The sequence below is a fragment of the Bacillus sp. ISL-39 genome, assembly GCF_018613295.1.
Taxonomy (GTDB): domain Bacteria; phylum Bacillota; class Bacilli; order Bacillales; family Cytobacillaceae; genus Mesobacillus.
Window position 1 is genome coordinate 59,159 of the sequence record NZ_JAGGQM010000027.1, and the last position, 19,257, is coordinate 78,415.

The window sequence follows — 19,257 nt, forward strand, 5'->3', positions numbered from 1 at the left end:
AAAAATAAATTGCATTAATCCTACTGGTATGGTAGGATTTATTCCAACGCGAACCACTACCCAACACAAACCAATTCCGTTTAACGTTTTCTGCATTGAAAAGAAATCATTTTAAGCTGCACAAACAGCAAAGCATTCCTGGGTAGACAATAATTTAGGGAGGCGAAGCCGCTTGAAAACAGAGGAGACGGAAGAACTCTATAAAGTTCTGGAAAATATGCTGAAAACTTTAAAGTTCGGATCCATCACATTGGTTGTCCAGGATGGCAGGATAGTCCAAATTGAGAAAAATGAAAAGGTTCGTCTCCAATCAAATAAGAAACGCTGATAAGAAACGCTGACTAGAAAAACTAGAGGCGGTCTCCATCATTCTTGATGGGAGACTGCCTTTTTTTTATAAGAATGGGAGGATGGAGTTATGTCTGCTGCAGTAACTTATCAAAACTGGAAGGAAGTTTCCGGGGATTTTACTCATGATGATGAGACCAAAGGAGCCTTTTCTGTCCTGGATTGGGCGTACAGGACATACCCGGAGGAAGAGATTGTATATGCGTCCAGCTTCGGTGCAGAAGCGATTGTGTTAATCGATCTCATCCAGCAGATTAAGCCGGATGCACATATTGTCTTTTTGGATACCGGACTGCACTTTCCGGAGACCTATCAGGTCATTGACGAAATACAAGCCCGCTTTCCGTCTCTAAGGATTGAGAAAAAAGAACCTGAAATGAGTCTTGAAGAGCAGGGTGCGCAATATGGGTCAGCACTGTGGCTGAGAGATCCAAACGAGTGCTGTAATATCCGCAAGGTGATTCCGCTGCAGAAAACTCTGACAGCGAAAAAAGCGTGGATATCTGGACTGCGCAGGGAGCAATCTCCCACAAGAGCAAACACGGATTTTGTCAACAAGGATGAGAAATTCCGAAATATCAAAATCTGTCCATTGATTCATTGGAGCTGGGATGATGTCTGGAATTACATCCGCGAAAAGGGGCTGCCTTATAATGCCCTGCATGATCAACAATATCCAAGCATTGGCTGCCTTCCTTGTACAAAGCCTGTCACTGCTGATGGTGACTCACGAGCTGGCCGCTGGTCTGGAAGCGGCAAGACGGAATGCGGGCTGCATGCCCGCTAAAGGAGGCCTTTCCAATGCTTACTAACATTGCCATTCTTCTGGGTTTATTTTTTGCTATGAACATAGGGGGCAGCGGGGCGGCAGCTTCAATGGGGATTTCATACGGTTCAGGGGTCGTCAAAAAAGGATTGGGCTTGCTGCTGTGCAGTATCGCTGTCTTTCTTGGAGCCTGGCTTGGAGGAGGTGAAGTAGTCAAAACGATGGGCAGCGGGATTGTCCCGGAGAGCACATTCACCGTTCAAATTGCCTTGATTGTTGTCGCCTCAGCCGCTTTGTCCTTGTTTTTGGCAAACATTTTTGGCATTCCTCTTTCAACAAGTGAAGTGGCTGTCGGATCTGTGGTTGGTGCAGGACTTGTTTACCAATCCGTATTCGTTGGCAAACTTCTCTGGATCATGTCTTTTTGGCTCCTGACACCCATCATTGCCTTTGTTTTAGCGATTTTTGCTTCCAGTTTTTTAAAAAACAAACGCGTCAAAAACTGGGTGGAGTCGCGTAGGGCAATTCCAATTCTGTCAGTCATGGTGGTAGTAATGGGCCTGTTTGAAGCCTTTTCGGCAGGAATGAACAATGTGGCAAATGCAGTTGGCCCGCTGGTGGGCGCGGGCATTTTATCATCCGGGGACGGGATTTTCTGGGGCGGTTTGTTTGTAGCTTTTGGGGTTGTTCTTTTCGGACGGCGTGTCGTGGAGACAAACGGGAAGAAAATCACGAAGCTCAGGCTGGAAGAGGGATGCATTATTTCTGGCACAGGTGCAACGATTGTGGTCCTTGCATCATTACTCGGGATCCCAGTCCCGCTTACACAAATCACCACTTCTTCCATCATTGGAATTGGTTATGCCAAGGATGGCCTGAAGGTCTTAAAAAAGGATATTGTCGTCCGGATGCTCACGATTTGGATAGTCTCACCGGTCCTGTCAATGATCCTTACTTATACGCTCATTCAATTAATGATTGAACAAAATGTTTATCCGATCATCGCCATGGCAGGGGTTGCCATTTCCCTTTTTGGGGTGCTCTTCCTGATGAAGGGAAATAATTCGCAGCTAAAGGTACAACAGGAAACAGTAAAAATAAAGTGAAGAAAGGTTTGATTAACTTGTCATTTTTGCCAAAACCGCATGGGGGGAAGCTGGTTCAGGCTTTTGACCCATCCTATCAGCTGACACATATTAAAAAGGAACTTGAAATTGATGCTATTGCCTTAAGTGACCTGGAATTGATCGGTGTGGGGCTGTTCAGCCCGCTGACAGGGTTCCTTGGGAAGGACGATTACCAGTCTGTTGTTGACAGAATGCGCCTGTCAGATGGCACCGTCTGGTCGATTCCAGTGACACTTCCTGTTTCAAGGGAAACTGCAGACACTCTTGTTTCCGGAGAAGAAATCAAGCTGGTTTTTGACCAAGAGGTTTACGGTGTCATTAATGTCTCTGAATGGTTTGAGCCAGATCTGAACAGAGAGGCACTCGAGGTTTATAAGACACAGGAGCTCGCCCATCCGGGAGTGAAAAGGCTTTATGAAAGAGGGCCCGTCTATGTTGCAGGAAAAGTCACACTTGTAAGGAAGCCAGAAAAGGGCGTATTTGGAGATGTTTGGCTTGAGCCGAAGGAAACAAGGTCCTTGTTTGAAGAAAAGGGCTGGAGGACAGTCGTTGGATTTCAGACGAGAAATCCGATTCACCGGGCGCATGAATACATTCAGAAGGCGGCTCTGGAAACAGTCGATGGCCTTTTCGTCAATCCGCTTGTCGGCGAAACGAAGTCAGATGATATCCCTGCCGATATCCGGCTGAAAAGCTACAGGGTTTTACTGGAGAACTATTATCCTGATAACCGTGTGCACCTTGGTGTGTATCCAGCGGCAATGCGCTATGCAGGACCGAGAGAAGCAATTTTTCATGCCATCGCCCGCAAAAATTTCGGCTGCACACACTTCATCGTCGGACGTGACCATGCCGGCGTAGGGAATTACTACGGAACCTATGATGCTCAGCTTATTTTCAATGAATTCAAGGAAGAAGAGCTTGGCATAAAGCCTTTATTCTTTGAACATAGCTTTTACTGCAATAAATGCGAAGGGATGGCTTCTGATAAAACATGCCCTCACAGCAAGGAAGACCGCGTGATTCTTTCAGGCACGAAAGTCAGGGAATTGCTGCGCTCCGGGACATTGCCGCCATCTACTTTCAGCCGGAAAGAGGTAGTGGAAGTGCTGATTGAAGGGATGAAGGAGAAAAGCCATGTATAAGGAGGTTTCACAATGACGAAGGCAACAAATATTACATGGCACGAAGCAACCGTAACCAAACAAGACCGGCGTGCCAAAAACGGGCATGGAAGCTGTGTATTGTGGTTTACCGGGCTGTCCGGCTCCGGAAAATCTTCTATTGCCAATGCCGTTTCAGGTGAATTGTACCGCAGGGGTTTTACTGAATATGTCCTTGACGGTGATAATATCCGCCACGGTCTTAATCGTGACCTGGGCTTTACCGACCATGACCGGACTGAAAACATCAGGCGGATTGGCGAGGTTGCCAAATTGTTTGTTGATGGCGGTGCTATTGTGACTACGGCGTTTATTTCGCCGTTCCAGGCCGACCGCGGTCAGGTTCGCGCGCTGTTTGAAGAAGGAGAGTTTATTGAGGTTTTCGTCAGCTGTCCTCTGGAGGAATGTGAACGGCGTGATCCCAAGCAGCTTTATGCGAAAGCACGTCGAGGTGAGATAAGGGATTTCACAGGCATCAATTCCCCCTATGAAGAACCGGCAAATCCGGAAATCACGATTCGCTCTGACCTTCTGTCTGTGGATGAAGCCGTCACTGAAATACTTGGATACCTCCAATCGAGAAACATAATAAAGCTACAGCAGTAGAAAGGATGTGAAGCTATGGATGGCAAGGTTTACTTAGTAGGTGCAGGTCCCGGTGATCCCGATTTGATAACGGTAAAAGGATTGAGATGTCTGCAAAAAGCCGATGTCATCCTCTATGACCGGCTTGTCAATCCCGAATTATTGGAGCATGCAAAAGGAGACGCCAAACTGGTTTTTTGCGGGAAATTGCCAAACTATCACACTATGAAACAGGAAACCATTAACCACTTCCTCGTGAAATATGCCAAAAAAGGACTTCAGGTTGTCCGGCTGAAAGGCGGGGATCCTTTTGTATTCGGACGCGGCGGGGAAGAAGCCGAGGAATGCCGGAAGAACGATGTCCAATTTGAGGTTGTGCCGGGGATAACATCCGGCATTGCAGCATCAGCCTATGCAGGAATTCCAGTCACACATCGAACCTTGAGCAAAAGCTTCGCCTTCATTACCGGACACCAGGCCGGTGACGTCCCTGCTGAACACCAATGGTCCCATCTGGCAAAGGCAGTTGATACTATTTGTGTCTATATGGGCGTGTCCCATCTTTCCACCATAGTGAAGCAATTAATCGAGTTCGGCAAATCCACGCAAACTCCAATTGCACTTGTTCATTGGGGTACATTAAGTGACCAGAAAACCGTCGTTGGAACTCTTGAGACAATTGAAGAAAAGGTGAGAGATTCAGAGATTTCAAACCCAAGCATGATCGTAATCGGGGAGGTTGTACGCCTCCACGATAAATTGAACTGGTTTCAGGAAGAAATTGCCCCCAATCTGCCGGTTGTCCACGGGTAAGCACATAAAGGAGGACATATCCATGAAGGCTATTCTTTATATTGGGCATGGCACCCGTTCCAAAAAGGGGGAAAGCGAAGCAAAAGCTTTTGTACAGAGAGTCATGGACCGTATTGATGTTCCCATCCAGGAAATAAGCTTCCTGGAACTCACAGATCCGTTGATTGCCGAAGGCTTTGCCCGCTGTGTGGAAAGAGGAGCGACCGAAATCACAGTTGTTCCTCTTTTCCTGCTGGCAGCAGGGCATATCAAAAAGGATATCCCTATGGTGCTGGGTTCCTTACAGGAAAAATATCCGCAAATCAACATAGCTGTGAAGGATCCATTTGGCGTACATGGGAGCATCCTTGACGGAGTTGCTGAGCTGGTATCTGCTATAGCGGACGGAGTGGACCCGACGGATCGATTATTGATAGTCGGAAGGGGAAGCAGTGATCCGGCAATCCTTGCTGACTTTGCGTCTATTGCTGAAGGACTTAAGGCACGGCTTGGTATTGGCCATGCGGCAGTATGCTATCTAGCGGCCGCTAAACCGACTTTGGATGAGGGGCTGGAAGCTATTACCCAGAAAGCCGGAAGCAGAGTGATCGTCGTACCTTATCTATTATTCTCTGGACTTCTTATGGCAGAAATAAATCAAAAGGTTTCACGGCTTACAAGGCAGGGGCAGGAAATTATACATACGTCTCCCTTAAGCAGCCACCAGATTATTGAAGATATAGTCATTGCCCGGGCGTTCGATTGAACATCGTGTGTCTGGGGAACAAACAGCATTTCATTCAAGAGGGAACCCTTTTAGGTTCGTGGATGAGATTTCCTTTTTCAAGAGGCTCTGATCACGCATTATGACAACACGCTACCATTTGAAATTTTCCGAGGTGATTTTTTTGCAGCTTAAGGTTACAAACAGCCCGTTCAATCAGGAGCAGACCGAACTGCTAAACAAGCTTTTGCCGACATTGTCAGAAGCACAAAAGCTATGGCTGAGCGGATATTTCGCAGCCGTACAATTTGCCGCCGCAGACGGGGCCATGGAAGGCCAAGCAAATCCGGCAGCGGCAGCGCCTGCTCGTTCCAGGGAAGTGACGATTCTTTATGGGTCGCAGACTGGCAATGCACAGTCTCTTGCAAAAAGGGCAGGCAAAACGCTTGAAGGAAACGGTTTTAAAGCTGTGGTTTCTTCGATGAGCGATTTTAAAACGAATAATTTAAAGAAGATTGAAAACCTGCTTATTTTAGTCAGTACCCATGGGGAAGGCGATCCTCCTGATAATGCCCTGTCTTTCCACGAATTTCTCAATGGAAGGCGTGCACCCAAGCTTGAGGGAGTCAACTATTCGGTACTCTCCCTGGGTGACAGTTCGTATGAATTCTTTTGCCAGACAGGGAAAGAATTTGATATCAGGCTGGAAGAATTGGGGGCAACCCGAATATACCCGCGAGTTGACTGCGACGTTGATTTTGATGAGCCGGCAGCAGAGTGGATTGAAGGGATTCTAAATTCTTTGAATGAATTGGGAGGCGAAAATCCCCGCCCGCAAGCTGGTGCTGCGGCAGAAGCGGCCGAATCTGCATACTCTCGGACAAACCCGTTCAAAGCCGAAGTACTGGAAAATATTAATTTGAATGGACGGGGCTCTAATAAAGAAACACGCCATATTGAGTTATCGCTTGAGGACTCAGGTCTTACATACAAGCCTGGTGACAGCCTCGGAATCTATCCGGAAAACGATCCAGCGCTTGTCGGTGAAATTCTTGACACTTTGCCTTGGGATCCTGAAATAAAGGTGACAGTAAATAATCAAAGAGGACCTCTTACTTTAAAAGAGGCATTAACCGTGTATTTTGAAATAACGGTTTTGACCAAGCCGCTGTTGGAAAAAGCAGCAAAGCTGTCCGCGAACCAGGAATTGCATGACCTCGCAGCGCCAGACAATAAAGAGAAACTGAACTCCTATTTATATGGCCGGGACCTGCTCAATTTGGTCAGTGATTTTGGTGTCTGGGGAAATTCTGCCGGGGAATTTGTGTCAGTGTTGCGGAAAATTCCACCCCGCCTTTATTCAATTGCGAGCAGCCTTGCTGCGAATCCAGATGAAGTGCATCTGACAATCGGTACAGTCAGGTATGAGGCACATGAACGGGAAAGGAAAGGTGTCTGTTCCACTTTATGCGCGGAGCGAATTAACCTTGGAGATACTTTATCCGTTTTCATTCAGCAAAATGACAATTTCAAGATGCCGGACAATCCTGAAACACCAATTATCATGGTTGGTCCGGGGACGGGAGTAGCTCCGTTTCGCGCCTTCATGCAAGAGCGGGAGGAATCGGGATTTCCGGGGAAATCATGGCTCTTCTTCGGTGACCAGCATTTCGTGACTGATTTCCTTTATCAGACCGAATGGCAAAGGTGGATGAAAGAGGGAGTCCTGACGAAGATGGATGTGGCGTTTTCTCGAGATTCAGCTGAAAAGGTATATGTCCAGCACCGTATGCTTGAAAACAGCAATGAGCTGTTTAAATGGCTTGAAGAAGGAGCGGTGGTTTACATTTGCGGCGATGAGAAAAACATGGCCCATGATGTCCAGAAGGCTCTTATAAAAATAATCGAAACAGAGGGCGGCATGTCGCTTGAGCAAGCAGAAGCCTATCTGGCTGGCATGCAGCAGCAAAAACGATATCAAAGAGATGTTTATTGATCTTTGCCAAGAAAGGAGAAGTACAACATGGAAAAGCAAACCTTAAAAGCCCCTTCCGGCCCGCCAAGTGATGTTGAGCGAATTAAGGAAGAAAGCAATTATCTGCGGGGAACGCTTGCGGAATCGATGCTTGAACCGATTAGTGCAGGGATTAACGAGGATGACAACCGCCTGATGAAGTTCCATGGCAGCTATCTGCAGGACGACAGGGATTTTCGCAATGAGCGCCAAAAGCAGAAGCTGGAGCCTGCTTACCAGTTCATGCTGCGGGTCCGGCTGCCTGGCGGTGTTGCAACACCTGAACAATGGCTTACATTAGATGATCTTTCCGAGAAATACGGGAACGGCACATTAAAATTAACTACAAGGCAGACTTTCCAGATGCACGGGATTTTAAAATGGAATATGAAAAGAACAGTCCAGGAAATCCATGCATCCCTATTGGATACGATTGCTGCATGCGGTGACGTAAACAGGAATGTCATGTGCAACTCGAACCCTTATCAGTCCGAAATCCATGCCGAGATATATGAATGGTCAAAACGGCTGAGCGATGATTTGCTGCCGAAAACCACTGCGTACCATGAATTGTGGCTCGACGGGGAAAAGGTGGCCTTTACACCGGATACGGAAGAAGTTGAACCGATGTACGGACCTACTTACCTGCCTCGTAAGTTCAAAATTGGAATGGCGGTTCCTCCTTCCAATGACGTTGATGTTTTTTCACAAGATCTTGGATTTATTGCAATCGTGGAAGAAGGCAAGCTGACAGGCTTCAATGTAACAATCGGCGGAGGCATGGGCATGACGCACGGGGATAAAGCAACATATCCTCAACTCGGCAAAGTCATCGGCTTCTGCAGACCCGAACAAATATATTCAGTGGCAGAAAAGGTCATTACAATCCAGCGCGACTATGGAAATCGTTCGGAACGAAAAAACGCCCGCTTTAAATATACGGTGGACCGACTCGGCCTGGAAACAGTCAAGGCTGAACTCGAGAATCGGCTGGAATTTTCCCTGGAGGAAGCCAAATCATATAAATTCGACAATAATGGCGACCGTTATGGCTGGGTGGAAGGAGTTCAAGGGAACTGGCATTTTACCTTGTTTGTTGAAGGCGGACGGGTAGCTGATTATGAGGGTTACCAACTTAAAACCGGTTTGCGTGAAATTGCCAAGGTGCACTCAGGTGAATTTCGGTTGACGCCTAACCAGAACCTGATCATCGCCAATATATCCGGCCGGAAAAAGAAAGAAATTGAACATCTGATCGAACAATTCGGCCTTACAGATGGCAAGTATGTTTCGGCACTGCGAAGGAATTCAATGGCATGTGTTGCCCTTCCGACATGTGGCCTGGCGATGGCCGAAGCAGAGCGCTACTTGCCTCGCCTCATTGATAAAATCGATGAGATTGTCGATCAAAACGGACTGAGGGATGAAGAGATTACCATCCGGATGACCGGATGCCCGAACGGCTGTGCACGCCATACCCTTGGAGAGATTGCCTTTATCGGCAAAGCGCCCGGCAAATACAATATGTATCTCGGCGCAGCCTTTGACGGCAGCAGGCTAAGCAAAATGTACCGTGAAAATATAGGTGAAGAGGAAATATTAGCTGAATTACAGATACTTTTAGCACGTTATGCGAAGGAGCGGTTCACAGGTGAGCACTTCGGAGACTTTACTGTCCGTGCAGGCATCGTGGAAGCAGTCACAGACGGAACGAATTTTCATGACTGAAAGCTTAGGGCTGGAACAGGCAAATCTTAATTCGTTTTTCAATTTTTCATGTACAACAGATAGCGATAACAAAGTGAGATAGAGAAAAGCCGTGGCTAAAGGATTTAATTAGCCGCGGCTTTTTCAGGTTATCTTACTAAATAGAACATTATTCAGTATATGAAAAATAAAAAACCGTTGCAGCCAAGGGTTTAATGGTAATGTGACGCTTAGCCAGTGCCCATTAAATAGTAGCATCAACCATACTGGAATAAAGGCGAAGCAAATAGGCACTAGTATAGTCCAGACACTTATAAGAGTTCCTGCCTGCTAGCCGTTTTTTACCTATAAAGTAATCACAATCGGCCCATTTTTCGTAAGGATGATCGTATGCTCACATTGTGCTACAAAGCTGTTTTCTGTTACATATGTCCATTCATCGTTTTCATTTTGGAAGACTTCTTCCTCACGAGTTGAAATGAAGGGCTCAAAAGCGATGACCATTCCTTCTTTTAAAAGCTCGTCATCCCATGGCTCATGATAGTTGTAGATGTGATCGGGTGCCTCATGGATTGTTCGGCCAATCCCGTGACCGGTCAAATTTTTGATCACAGTCAGGCCATTTTTTCTCGCAGTCGCGATTACTGCCTTTCCCAGTCCGCTTTTCTTCGAACCTGGTTTCGCTTTTTTCAGACCTGCTTCAAAGGCCTCAACGGCTGTTTGGCATATTTTTGTTAAAATAGGGTCACCTTCGCCAACAACAAATGAGATGCCAGTATCAGCGAAATATCCATTTTTTGAACCGGAAACATCGATATTCACAATATCCCCTTCTTTGATAACGCGGCTCCCCGGAATGCCATGGGCCACCTCTTCATTAACACTGATGCAAGTATAGCCAGGGAAATTGTATTCTCCCTTCGGTGCAGATATTGCCCCTTGCTGTTCAAACAATATGCCTGCCATTTCATCGAGTTCCTTTGTGGTAATCCCAGGCACTGTCTTCTGCACCAATTCTTCCCGAATCAAGCCCACAATCCTGCCTATTTCTTTTAATCCGTTAAAATCTTCTTCTGTTTTTGCAATCATAATATATTCCTTTCCATTAGCATCGATTTAAAAAACTCTACGATTAGATTATCCTTTTTGGTTATGAAAATCCATCCTTTAGGTTTGAGGATGATATAGGCAGATGGCCACAGTGTCAAAATCCTGCCTCCTTTGTAAACGATACCAACACGATGGTATCAATATTTTACTCAATAAACCTAAAACTAAAAAATTGGTACCATAAGCAAAATTCCATGGCTTATAAATGTAAGCCCTTTTTTTTATGATTAAGGTACAAGAAAGACAAAGCAACTAAGGTGGTGAAGAAATGGAAGTCAAGATTCAACAGCCAGTCGAACAACAAGTCAGTGACACCATAATGGTAGAGCCTACAAAAAAAGAAAAATACAAAAAAATCAAAAAGACAATCATTTCTCAAAAGTATTTGCAGACGATGGCGCTTCTCGGTGTAGTGTGGATGTTCATCTTCAACTATATCCCGATGTATGGGTTGATCATCGCATTCAAGGAATACAGCATTATCAAAACGATCTCAGAAGCACCATGGGTAGGATTGATGCAGTTTAAGGAATTCCTGCAGGATGAGAACTTCTGGATTGTCCTGAAAAATACACTGGGAATCAGCTTGATCAAATTAATTATCGGGTTCCCGCTTCCAATCATTTTTGCTCTTTTGCTTAATGAACTTACATCAATGAAGTTAAAGAAAGCGGTTCAAACGATCTCTTACTTGCCGCACTTCATTTCATGGGTTGTACTTGGCGGGATTTTGACAACTTGGCTGGCAGATATCGGTGTCTTAAATGATATCCTGCTAGGTTTAGGGTTGATCAGTGAACGTACGAATTTCCTTGCTTCACCTGATAACTTCTGGGCAATCGTCATTCTTTCGGATATATGGAAAGAGCTCGGATGGTCAGCAATCATTTATCTAGCGGCAATCGCTGGTGTATCACCTGAATTATATGAGTCATCAACGATTGATGGAGCAAATCGTTTCCAAAAGATGTGGCATGTTACATTGCCATCGATTCGCCCGACAATCACAATTCTTTTCATCCTTGCTGTAAGCGGTGTCTTGAATTCAAACTTCGACCAAATCTTGATTTTGCGTAACTCATTGAATGAAAGCGCCAGTAATGTAATTGACATTTACGTTTACCAAATGGGACTTCAGAATGCCCGCTACTCTTACGCAACAGCAGTCGGTTTATTAAAAGCGATCATTGCCTTTATCCTGCTCCTGTCTGCTAACAAGATTGTGAAGAAACTGAATGGAACATCTTTATTCTAAGGGGGTGAGGTTGTGTTTAAGCTTTTTAAACGGAACCGGCGAACAACAAGCGAATACATCTTTGACAACATTAACATTCTGATCATGCTCTTTATCTGTGCCATTACTATTTACCCTATCTGGTATGTACTCGTCAATTCATTGAATGATGGTGTGGACGCCATGAGAGGCGGGATTTACTGGTGGCCGCGAGAGTTTACTTTTGAAAACTACAAGGCTGTTTTTGAAACTCCGGGTATTGTCACATCATTTGGCGTGACAATTGCCAAAACGGTTATCGGGACTATCACACATGTGTTTTTCACCGCAATGGTTGCTTATGCCATTTCAAGACGTGACCTTTACGGCAGGAACTTCTACATGCTGGTCGGTGTCATCACAATGTTTTTCAGCGGCGGATTGATTCCTTACTTCCTGTTGATCAGGGATCTTGGATTGTTTGATAACTTCCTTGTATATATCATTCCGACAATGTTTAACTTCTTCCACTTGATCATTTTTGTATCATTCTTCAGGGAGCTGCCAACGTCTCTAGAGGAAGCAGCAAAAATTGACGGCGCAAATGACTTTATGATTTTTATCAAAGTAATCATCCCGCTTTCAATGCCGGTTATTGCAACCATTGCATTGTTCCAGGGAGTATACCAGTGGAACGACTACTTTGCCGGAGTCATCTTTGTGAATAATCCAGACCTGCAGCCGATCCAGACTTATTTATACAAAGTAGTTGCTGAGTCAAGCTCGAACCAAATGATGACGAATGCAGCAGGATCGATTGCCACGAAGACGGTAACATCCCAGTCTATCAAACTGGCAACGATGGTTGTAACAACACTTCCAATCATGCTAGTGTATCCATTCCTGCAAAAGTACTTTGTTAAAGGAATGCTGATTGGATCTGTAAAAGGTTGATCTACTAAACTTCGATTTAAATTTTTCTTCATAGAAGAAATTTAAATAATCCAGGCTTCATTATTGATATGTCCTGCTTTATACATGAAGGATACCCCCTTCTGATCTTGGGAAAGGCTGGTACTTAGGAAAAAAGCCTTTCCCGCTTTTTCAAAGCAGTGTACATTTAGTAATGTGGCCCAAAATAACACAAAAGAGAGAGGGTCAAAAAATGAGGAGAAAATTCTTTTCCAAAGGCTTTTCACTATTGCTTGTTCTGTCATTGGTTTTAGCACTATTTTCAGGCTGCTCCAGCAAGACAAATGAAAACGCTTCCGATGAAAAGGAAGCAGATAAACCAAAGGCAAGTGCTGATGCTCCCGGCTGGCAATCCAATAAGGAACCAATTACTTTTGATTGGTATGTTAACTTTTCCTGGTTCGCACATAAATGGGGCGACGATGCTGTTTCCAAATATGTAACCGATAAAACTGGTGTGTCAGTTAACTTCATTTCACCAGCAGGAAACGAAGCGGAAAAAATGAACACGATGATCGCTTCTGGCAAACTTCCAGATTTCATCACAATTGGCTGGTGGGAAGATGCAGTTAAGAAGATGATCGAAGGCGAGCTAGTCCTTCCGTTGAATGAACTTGCAGATCAATATGATCCATATTTTTATAAAGTAGCAGACGGAGCAAAAATCGAATGGTATAAGCAAGAAGATGGCAACACGTATGGCTACCCGAATGCTTCTTCTTCGCCAAAGGATTTTGACAAATATAAAGACCTTAAGCCTTCTAACCAGACTTTCCTTGTTAGAAAAGATATGTACGAGGCAATTGGCAGCCCGGATATGAGCACGCCTGAAGGATTCTTGAAGGCTCTTGAAGCTGCTAAAGAAAAATTCCCAGAAGTGAACGGTGCACCATTGATTCCGTTCGGTTTGAATGAGTTTACTGATGTAGGTAATACTTCTCTTGAAGGTTATCTGCAAAACTTCCTTAATATCCCAATGGAAAAAGACGGTAAGGTCTATGACCGCAGCCAGGATCCTGAGTATCTTGCATGGTTAAAGACTTTCAGAGAAGCAAATGACAAAGGTCTTCTTGCAAAGGATATCTTTATCGATAAGCGCCCGCAAATGGAAGAAAAGATTTCACAGGGAAGATACTTCGCAATGCTATACCAGCGCAGTGACCTGGCAGCACAACAGCACGCATTGTATGCAAAAGATCCTAATTCAGTGTATATCGCAGTTGACGGACCAGCGAACTCAAATGGAGACGACCCTGCATTAGCAGGTGACAGCATCTCAGGCTGGACAGTCACTTTGATCTCTAAAGATGTTAAAGACAAGGAAAGAGCGATTCAATTCCTGACTTACATGATCAGTGAAGAAGGACAAATGGACCTTTACATGGGTAAAGAAGGCGAAACGTATGATATGGTAAACGGTAAGCCTGAATTCAAGCCAGAAGTACTGGATCTTTTGAACAAAGACCGTGCAGCATTTGACCAGCAATATGGCGCATCATTCAAATATTGGATGCTGATGGATACAAATATGAGCCTTGCATGGGCACCGCCTGCTTCTGAACCATTTAAGCAAATGGAAGACTGGACAAAAGGTAAGACAGTCAGCTATGCGGAATTTGACGGCATCAGCCCGACTGGAACTTCAGCTGAAGGTGTAGCAGCAAGCAAGATCGCACAAGAATGGGGCAAAACTCTTCCTAAGCTGCTTTTAGCTAAATCCGATAAAGAGTTCGATAAAATCTTTGAAGGATTCCTGAAGAAACGTGATTCTTTCGGCTATGAAAAAGTTGAAAAGTATCAGCAAGGAATTTATGAAAAGAACAAAGAGAAACTTGATGCAGCAAAATAAATAACTGATGGAAAGACTGTTCCTTCTTGAATTAAATTTCTTGAGGGGGCAGTCTATTCCTCTTTTTGCATACAGGCAAGAATAACTGCGATGGATTACACAACATAATTTCATCAAATTGAAACACTTTACCACAATATTAATATTGAATATAATTTATAATTTTTTTATGCGGATAAAATGGATGTGAAAATATGGATTTTCAAAAAACAATTAACAAAGCTGCATCGTGGTTAAATCAACTTTCCCTGCAGCAAAAGCTGATTGCCTTATATATCATTATTATCATTATTCCTATTATCATTTTCATTTCTATTTATTCCAGTAATGTGTATGACAGAGCGATCAATGAAATCAGGATTAAAAGTGAAAATGCTCTTGAAATCGAGAAAATCCATATAAAAAACAATATTGAATCAATGAGACGAACGGCCCAAATGGTCGTTTCGGACATAGAATTCATTGACTTTGTGAAAAACAGGAACGAAGCAAATATTGATCAGTTGATTAATTTTAGAATGAATGAGCTGTCGAATGTAACCAGGCTGCAGGCCAATAACCCTGCGATTGAAAATATCCGCCTGTATACCACCAACCCATATATAACCGAGATGTGGCCGATTCTCTTTAAAGAGGATCGAATCATGGACAAGCCATGGAGAGAAGAGGTCATCAACAGGAAAGGAATGGAAGTTTGGTGGTTTGACCAGCAGACAGATGATGTCCTTGAAAGACTGCCTTCGCAAAACACAGCGAAAATCTCATTGCTGCGGGAATTGGATTACCCAAAGGATGAACATTTAGGCATCATTGAAATCAATATGTTCCTTAAAAACTTTTTCCCAAAGATGTTCGGAACGGTGCAGGACCCTGATTCGGTCTATGTCGTCATTGATAAGGATAACAACATGATCAGGAATTTCCATCACACCTATTTTGAAGATGAGGGCATTGACACTGAAGAGCTAAAACTTAAATTCAACAAATCAAAACACGAAGGCACAGGCAGTTTTCAATTCGAAAACAATGAAACACCTTATCTTGTCATCACTGCCTATATTGATGATTTGGATGCCTATTTGCTGAATGTTATTTCGCTTGAAAGCCTATATGCGGAAACGGCCAAGACGAGGAATGTCATTTTTAGCGGAATTATCTTTCTTGTTATTATTCTTTCTTTTGTCACCTATGTCCTGGTTTTATTGCTCCTGAAAAAAATGTACAAATTGAAAGATTCAATGAAGCGGGTAGAACAAGGCGACTTTTCTGTTGATGTTGAAATTGATGGACAAGATGAGATTTCGGAGCTGGCATTTCATTTTAAAAGTCTCCTTGGTAAAATGAATGGATTGATCGCCGAAGCTGTTAACAAGCAGGCAACAGCAAAAGAAACAGAATTAAAGGCGTTGAAAACCCAAATTGATTCTCACTTCCTTTACAACACATTGGAAAACATCAAGATGATGGCAGAAATAGAAGGACAGTATCCTATTTCTGATGCCGTGACCTCCCTTGGTGAAATGATGCGCTACAATCTTAAATGGAAGAATGACTTTGTAGTACTTGATGAAGAGTTGAATTATATAAAGAACTATGTGGAGATTATGAATTTGCGTTTGGATGGCTTGCTAACCTTAAATATTGACGTCCCCCATGAACTGTATGACCAGGAAGTTCTGAAAATGTCGCTGCAGCCGATCGTTGAGAATGCAATCAAACATGGAATCATTCCTAACGACCAGAAAAATGAAGGCATCCTGCAGGTGAATGCGAGATGTGCAGTGGACCATATCATCATTGAGATAAAAGATAATGGTGTGGGGATGACAAAAGAAGAGTGTGAGTCGCTCAACTTATCTATTCAAACAGGGGCGGAAAATCAAAATTCTGGTTCTAAAGGTGGAAATGGCATAGGTATTCAAAATGTGAATGAGAGAATCCAGCTTTACTACGGGACGGAGTATGGAGTGTTTGTTACAAGTGAGAAAGGCAAATTCACAATGGTGACGGTAAAAATGCCTAGTAAAATCATGAAAGGAGGCAGCCAAAGTGTATAAAGTTCTTATAGCAGATGATGAGAAAAATATCCGGTTGGGTATACAGGCGATGATCAAGCGAGAATTTCCAGCTTTTGAAACATTCATCGCTTCAGATGGACAGGAAGCCCTTGAAGGTATATTGGAAAATAAACCGGATATCGTGATCACTGATATTAAAATGCCAAGGATGGATGGTATTCAATTAATCAGAGAGCTCCAACAGCAAGAAGAAATAAAAACATCGATTGTGATCCTCAGCGGATACGATGATTTCACGTATGCCAAGGAAGCAATCAAACATAAGGTAAAAGATTACTTATTGAAGCCGGTAAACCGCACAGAGCTATTCAAAACTTTGAATACCATCATAGAAGAACTGGAAAATAGCCAGAAAATGACCTACCAGCACATGGATGACTATCGTGCCAGCCAACTGAATTACATTTTGCTTAATCCTAATATTCAACAGGAAGTTGTAGAAGATCTTTATAAGAAAATGAAAATAGAATCTTATCCGGATGGATACTACGTGGGAATCATCCAGGTGGATGGAGATATAGATGGAGAGGACTTTCTTAATAAGATTAATCAGCTGCTCTATTCCAGCAGCGACAGTATACCATTCCTTGATAAAGACGGCCGGGTGACGATCATTTCAGCAGACTTTGAGAAATTCTCCATTCTGAAAGAACAGCTTGGCAGGGACAGGCATTCGATTTTTACCATTGGAATTAGCGAAAAGTCAAAGGATATAAGAGAGTTTAAAAAAACCTATGGTCAGGCAGCCACAGCGATCAAGTATCATTTCCTTTATCCGCGTCGTCAAATCATTTTATATGAGAATGTTAAAGAGAAACCAGAAGTAGCCTCCCTTCCGGCAGACCTGATCAATAAAATTTCCAATATGCTGGGGACTGACCGTGAAAAGGAAATTAAAGATAACCTTAGACAGATTATGGATTTTGATGTCATTGCCCACAGCAGCATCGATTATCTTGAAAACCTTAACGAGGAAATCAATGAGACGATTTTCAAAAGCTTTTTCAAGAGGTTGGGGGAAGAATCTCTTGTAACGTTCGAGCTCTTAAATAAGATAGACAATATTTATAACTTTGACAACTTCCATGAATACTTCCATGCCCTTGAGGATTTGCTGATGAGAATCCATGAATACAATAAACAGGTAAAAGCAGTGTATTCAGAGCAAAAGTACATGGACCGGGCAATTGCGTATATAAGAGAAAATTACCATAAGGATTTGAATTTAGCCGTAGTTGCCAATTACATTTCATTGAATTACTCCTATTTCAGCCACATGTTCAAGGAGTATATTGGACAAAACTTCGTTGACTATCTGAAAATGGTCAGAGTAGAAAGTGCAAAGCGGCTGTTGAAGGAGACTGATTTTAAAATACTGGAAATCAGTGAGATGGTCGGCTACAAGAACCCTAAACAGTTTGCGAGAGTGTTCCGGGAAGTCGAAGGTATATCACCAAAAGAATACCGGGAAATGAATGGATGAAGAGAGCTGAATTGGCTCTCTTTTTCAGTTTTTAAAGTTATTGCTGAAATTTCAAGACGGAGATTGCAAAAGTACTGTCAAAATTTCTGATTGGGTATTTTTTTATCTCGTATGTGACTCCATTTGCTGAAGCTGCCCCGTGTTCGGATAAAAGATCATCGGAGAGGGTACATATTGTCTGAAGTGATACTAAGTTCGGACAAAAAAACATCGGAGCGGGTACATATTGTCCGAAGTTACTCCAAGTTCGTACGAAAAAACCCGCCGGCGCAGCTTCGTTTTGTCTGAAGTGATACCAAGTTCGGACAAAAAATCATCGGAGCGGGTACATTTTGTCTGAAGTGACCCCAAGTTCGGACAAAAACCCGCCGGACCACCTCCATTTTGTCTGAAGTGACTCCAAGTTCGGACAAAAACCCATCGGAGCGGGTACATTTTGTCCGAAGTGATACCATGTTCGGACAAAAACCCGCCGGACCGTCTCCATTTTGTCTGAAGTGACTCCAAGTTCGGACAAAATTCCGCCGGAGCAGCTTCGTTTTGTCCGAAGTGATCCCAAGTTCGGACAAAAAACCGCCGGACCGTCTCCATTTTGTCCGAAGTCACCCCAAGTTCGGACAAAAGCCCGCCGGACCGCCTCCATTTTGTCTGAAGTGACTCCAAGTTCGGACAAAAAACATCGGAGCGGGTACATTTTGTCCGAAGTGATACCAAGTTCGGACAAAAACCCGCCGGACCACCTCCATTTTGTCTGAAGTGACTCCAAGTTCGGACAAAAAACATCGGAGCGGGTACATTTTGTCCGAAGTGATACCAAGTTCGGACAAAAACCCGCCGGACCATCTCCATTTTGTCTGAAGTCACCCCAAGTTCGGACAAAAAAACATCGGAGCGGGTACATTTTGTCTGAAGTTACCCCAAGTTCGGACAAAAGCCCGCCGGAGCAGCTTCGTTTTGTCCGAAGTGATCCCAAGTTCGGACAAAAAAACATCGGAGCGGGTATATTTTGTCCGAAGTCACCCCAAGTTCGGACAAAAGCCCGCCGGACCGCCTCCATTTTGTCTGAAGTGACTCCATGTTCGGACAAAAACCCGCCGGAGCAGCTACGTTTTGTCCGAAGTGATACCAAGTTCGGACAAAAAATCATCGGAGCGGGTACATATTGTCTGAAGTGACTCCAAGTTCGGACAAAAACCCGCCGGAACGTCTTCATTTTGTCTGAAGTTACCCCAAGTTCGGACAAAAACCCGCCGGACCATCTCCATTTTGTCTGAAGTGATCCCAAGTTCGGACAAAAAATCATCGAAGCGGGTACATTTTGTCTGA

15 protein-coding genes are annotated in these 19,257 nt (G+C 43.9%); 14 read left to right on the top strand and 1 reads right to left on the bottom strand.

Going from position 1 to position 19,257, the window contains the following annotated elements; genetic code table 11:
• Positions 1 to 217: 217 nt before the first annotated feature.
• From J7E37_RS18725 to cysI, 9 genes are all read left to right on the top strand, one after another.
• Positions 218 to 328 carry a YezD family protein gene (locus J7E37_RS18725; RefSeq protein ID WP_214782070.1) on the top strand — a complete coding sequence of 37 codons (111 nt, stop codon included), beginning with the start codon at positions 218 to 220 and terminating at the stop codon, positions 326 to 328.
• 90 nt (positions 329 to 418) lie between these two features.
• Positions 419 to 1,135: a phosphoadenylyl-sulfate reductase gene (locus tag J7E37_RS18730; RefSeq protein ID WP_214781950.1), complete on the top strand. Its 717-nt coding sequence runs from the start codon at positions 419 to 421 to the stop codon at positions 1,133 to 1,135.
• 14 nt (positions 1,136 to 1,149) lie between these two features.
• Positions 1,150 to 2,220 carry a sulfate permease gene (locus J7E37_RS18735; RefSeq protein ID WP_215026255.1) on the top strand — a complete coding sequence of 357 codons (1,071 nt, stop codon included), beginning with the start codon at positions 1,150 to 1,152 and terminating at the stop codon, positions 2,218 to 2,220.
• Positions 2,221 to 2,237: 17 nt separating this feature from the next.
• On the top strand, positions 2,238 to 3,386 hold the full coding sequence (sat, locus tag J7E37_RS18740) for a sulfate adenylyltransferase (protein ID WP_215026258.1): 1,149 nt from the start codon (positions 2,238 to 2,240) through the stop codon (positions 3,384 to 3,386).
• Positions 3,387 to 3,398: 12 nt separating this feature from the next.
• A complete protein-coding gene (cysC, locus tag J7E37_RS18745; protein WP_215026261.1) occupies positions 3,399 to 4,010 on the top strand; it encodes an adenylyl-sulfate kinase in 612 nt (203 codons plus the stop codon).
• Between the two features lie 15 nt (positions 4,011 to 4,025).
• Positions 4,026 to 4,802, top strand: a complete 777-nt coding sequence (gene cobA, locus J7E37_RS18750) for a uroporphyrinogen-III C-methyltransferase (RefSeq protein ID WP_215026264.1) — start codon at positions 4,026 to 4,028, stop codon at positions 4,800 to 4,802.
• Positions 4,803 to 4,824: 22 nt separating this feature from the next.
• Positions 4,825 to 5,547, top strand: a complete 723-nt coding sequence (locus J7E37_RS18755; RefSeq protein WP_215026267.1) for a sirohydrochlorin chelatase — start codon at positions 4,825 to 4,827, stop codon at positions 5,545 to 5,547.
• A gap of 142 nt (positions 5,548 to 5,689) precedes the next feature.
• Complete coding sequence (locus J7E37_RS18760) at positions 5,690 to 7,501, top strand: assimilatory sulfite reductase (NADPH) flavoprotein subunit (RefSeq protein WP_215026270.1); 1,812 nt, start codon at positions 5,690 to 5,692, stop codon at positions 7,499 to 7,501.
• 27 nt (positions 7,502 to 7,528) lie between these two features.
• Positions 7,529 to 9,247 carry an assimilatory sulfite reductase (NADPH) hemoprotein subunit gene (gene cysI, locus J7E37_RS18765; protein ID WP_215026273.1) on the top strand — a complete coding sequence of 573 codons (1,719 nt, stop codon included), beginning with the start codon at positions 7,529 to 7,531 and terminating at the stop codon, positions 9,245 to 9,247.
• A 324-nt stretch (positions 9,248 to 9,571) separates the two neighbouring features.
• On the opposite strand, the gene map is transcribed toward cysI, so the two are convergent.
• Positions 9,572 to 10,315, bottom strand: coding sequence for a type I methionyl aminopeptidase (gene map, locus J7E37_RS18770; RefSeq protein WP_215026277.1), 744 nt, complete (start codon positions 10,313 to 10,315; stop codon positions 9,572 to 9,574).
• 340 nt (positions 10,316 to 10,655) lie between these two features.
• Between map and J7E37_RS18775 the strand changes: the two genes are divergently transcribed.
• The 5 genes from J7E37_RS18775 to J7E37_RS22535 all read left to right on the top strand — a co-directional run bounded on the left by J7E37_RS18775 (position 10,656) and on the right by J7E37_RS22535 (position 17,931).
• Complete coding sequence (locus tag J7E37_RS18775; RefSeq protein ID WP_225650232.1) at positions 10,656 to 11,591, top strand: ABC transporter permease; 936 nt, start codon at positions 10,656 to 10,658, stop codon at positions 11,589 to 11,591.
• 84 nt (positions 11,592 to 11,675) lie between these two features.
• On the top strand, positions 11,676 to 12,503 hold the full coding sequence (locus J7E37_RS18780) for a carbohydrate ABC transporter permease (protein ID WP_214782060.1): 828 nt from the start codon (positions 11,676 to 11,678) through the stop codon (positions 12,501 to 12,503).
• A gap of 211 nt (positions 12,504 to 12,714) precedes the next feature.
• Positions 12,715 to 14,370 carry a type 2 periplasmic-binding domain-containing protein gene (locus tag J7E37_RS18785; RefSeq protein WP_214781936.1) on the top strand — a complete coding sequence of 552 codons (1,656 nt, stop codon included), beginning with the start codon at positions 12,715 to 12,717 and terminating at the stop codon, positions 14,368 to 14,370.
• 194 nt (positions 14,371 to 14,564) lie between these two features.
• Entirely contained in the window at positions 14,565 to 16,427 is a 1,863-nt protein-coding gene (locus tag J7E37_RS18790) for a sensor histidine kinase (protein ID WP_215026280.1), read from the top strand.
• Positions 16,420 to 17,931 (top strand): response regulator, encoded by a 1,512-nt coding sequence (locus tag J7E37_RS22535; protein WP_215026283.1) that lies wholly within the window; start codon positions 16,420 to 16,422, stop codon positions 17,929 to 17,931. The genes J7E37_RS18790 and J7E37_RS22535 overlap by 8 nt, the downstream gene beginning before the upstream one ends.
• Positions 17,932 to 19,257: the final 1,326 nt, after the last annotated feature.

What these genes read in the sequence shown, in the direction of transcription:
- J7E37_RS18725 (WP_214782070.1), top strand. Translation starts at nt 218, where the DNA reads ATGCTGAAAACTTTAAAGTTCGGATCCATCACATTGGTTGTCCAGGAT.
- J7E37_RS18730 (WP_214781950.1), top strand. Translation starts at nt 419, where the DNA reads ATGTCTGCTGCAGTAACTTATCAAAACTGGAAGGAAGTTTCCGGGGAT.
- J7E37_RS18735 (WP_215026255.1), top strand. Translation starts at nt 1,150, where the DNA reads ATGCTTACTAACATTGCCATTCTTCTGGGTTTATTTTTTGCTATGAAC.
- cysC (WP_215026261.1), top strand. Translation starts at nt 3,399, where the DNA reads ATGACGAAGGCAACAAATATTACATGGCACGAAGCAACCGTAACCAAA.
- cobA (WP_215026264.1), top strand. Translation starts at nt 4,026, where the DNA reads ATGGATGGCAAGGTTTACTTAGTAGGTGCAGGTCCCGGTGATCCCGAT.
- J7E37_RS18755 (WP_215026267.1), top strand. Translation starts at nt 4,825, where the DNA reads ATGAAGGCTATTCTTTATATTGGGCATGGCACCCGTTCCAAAAAGGGG.
- cysI (WP_215026273.1), top strand. Translation starts at nt 7,529, where the DNA reads ATGGAAAAGCAAACCTTAAAAGCCCCTTCCGGCCCGCCAAGTGATGTT.
- map (WP_215026277.1), bottom strand. Translation starts at nt 10,315, where the DNA reads ATGATTGCAAAAACAGAAGAAGATTTTAACGGATTAAAAGAAATAGGC.
- J7E37_RS18775 (WP_225650232.1), top strand. Translation starts at nt 10,656, where the DNA reads ATGGTAGAGCCTACAAAAAAAGAAAAATACAAAAAAATCAAAAAGACA.
- J7E37_RS18780 (WP_214782060.1), top strand. Translation starts at nt 11,676, where the DNA reads ATGCTCTTTATCTGTGCCATTACTATTTACCCTATCTGGTATGTACTC.
- J7E37_RS18785 (WP_214781936.1), top strand. Translation starts at nt 12,715, where the DNA reads ATGAGGAGAAAATTCTTTTCCAAAGGCTTTTCACTATTGCTTGTTCTG.
- J7E37_RS18790 (WP_215026280.1), top strand. Translation starts at nt 14,565, where the DNA reads ATGGATTTTCAAAAAACAATTAACAAAGCTGCATCGTGGTTAAATCAA.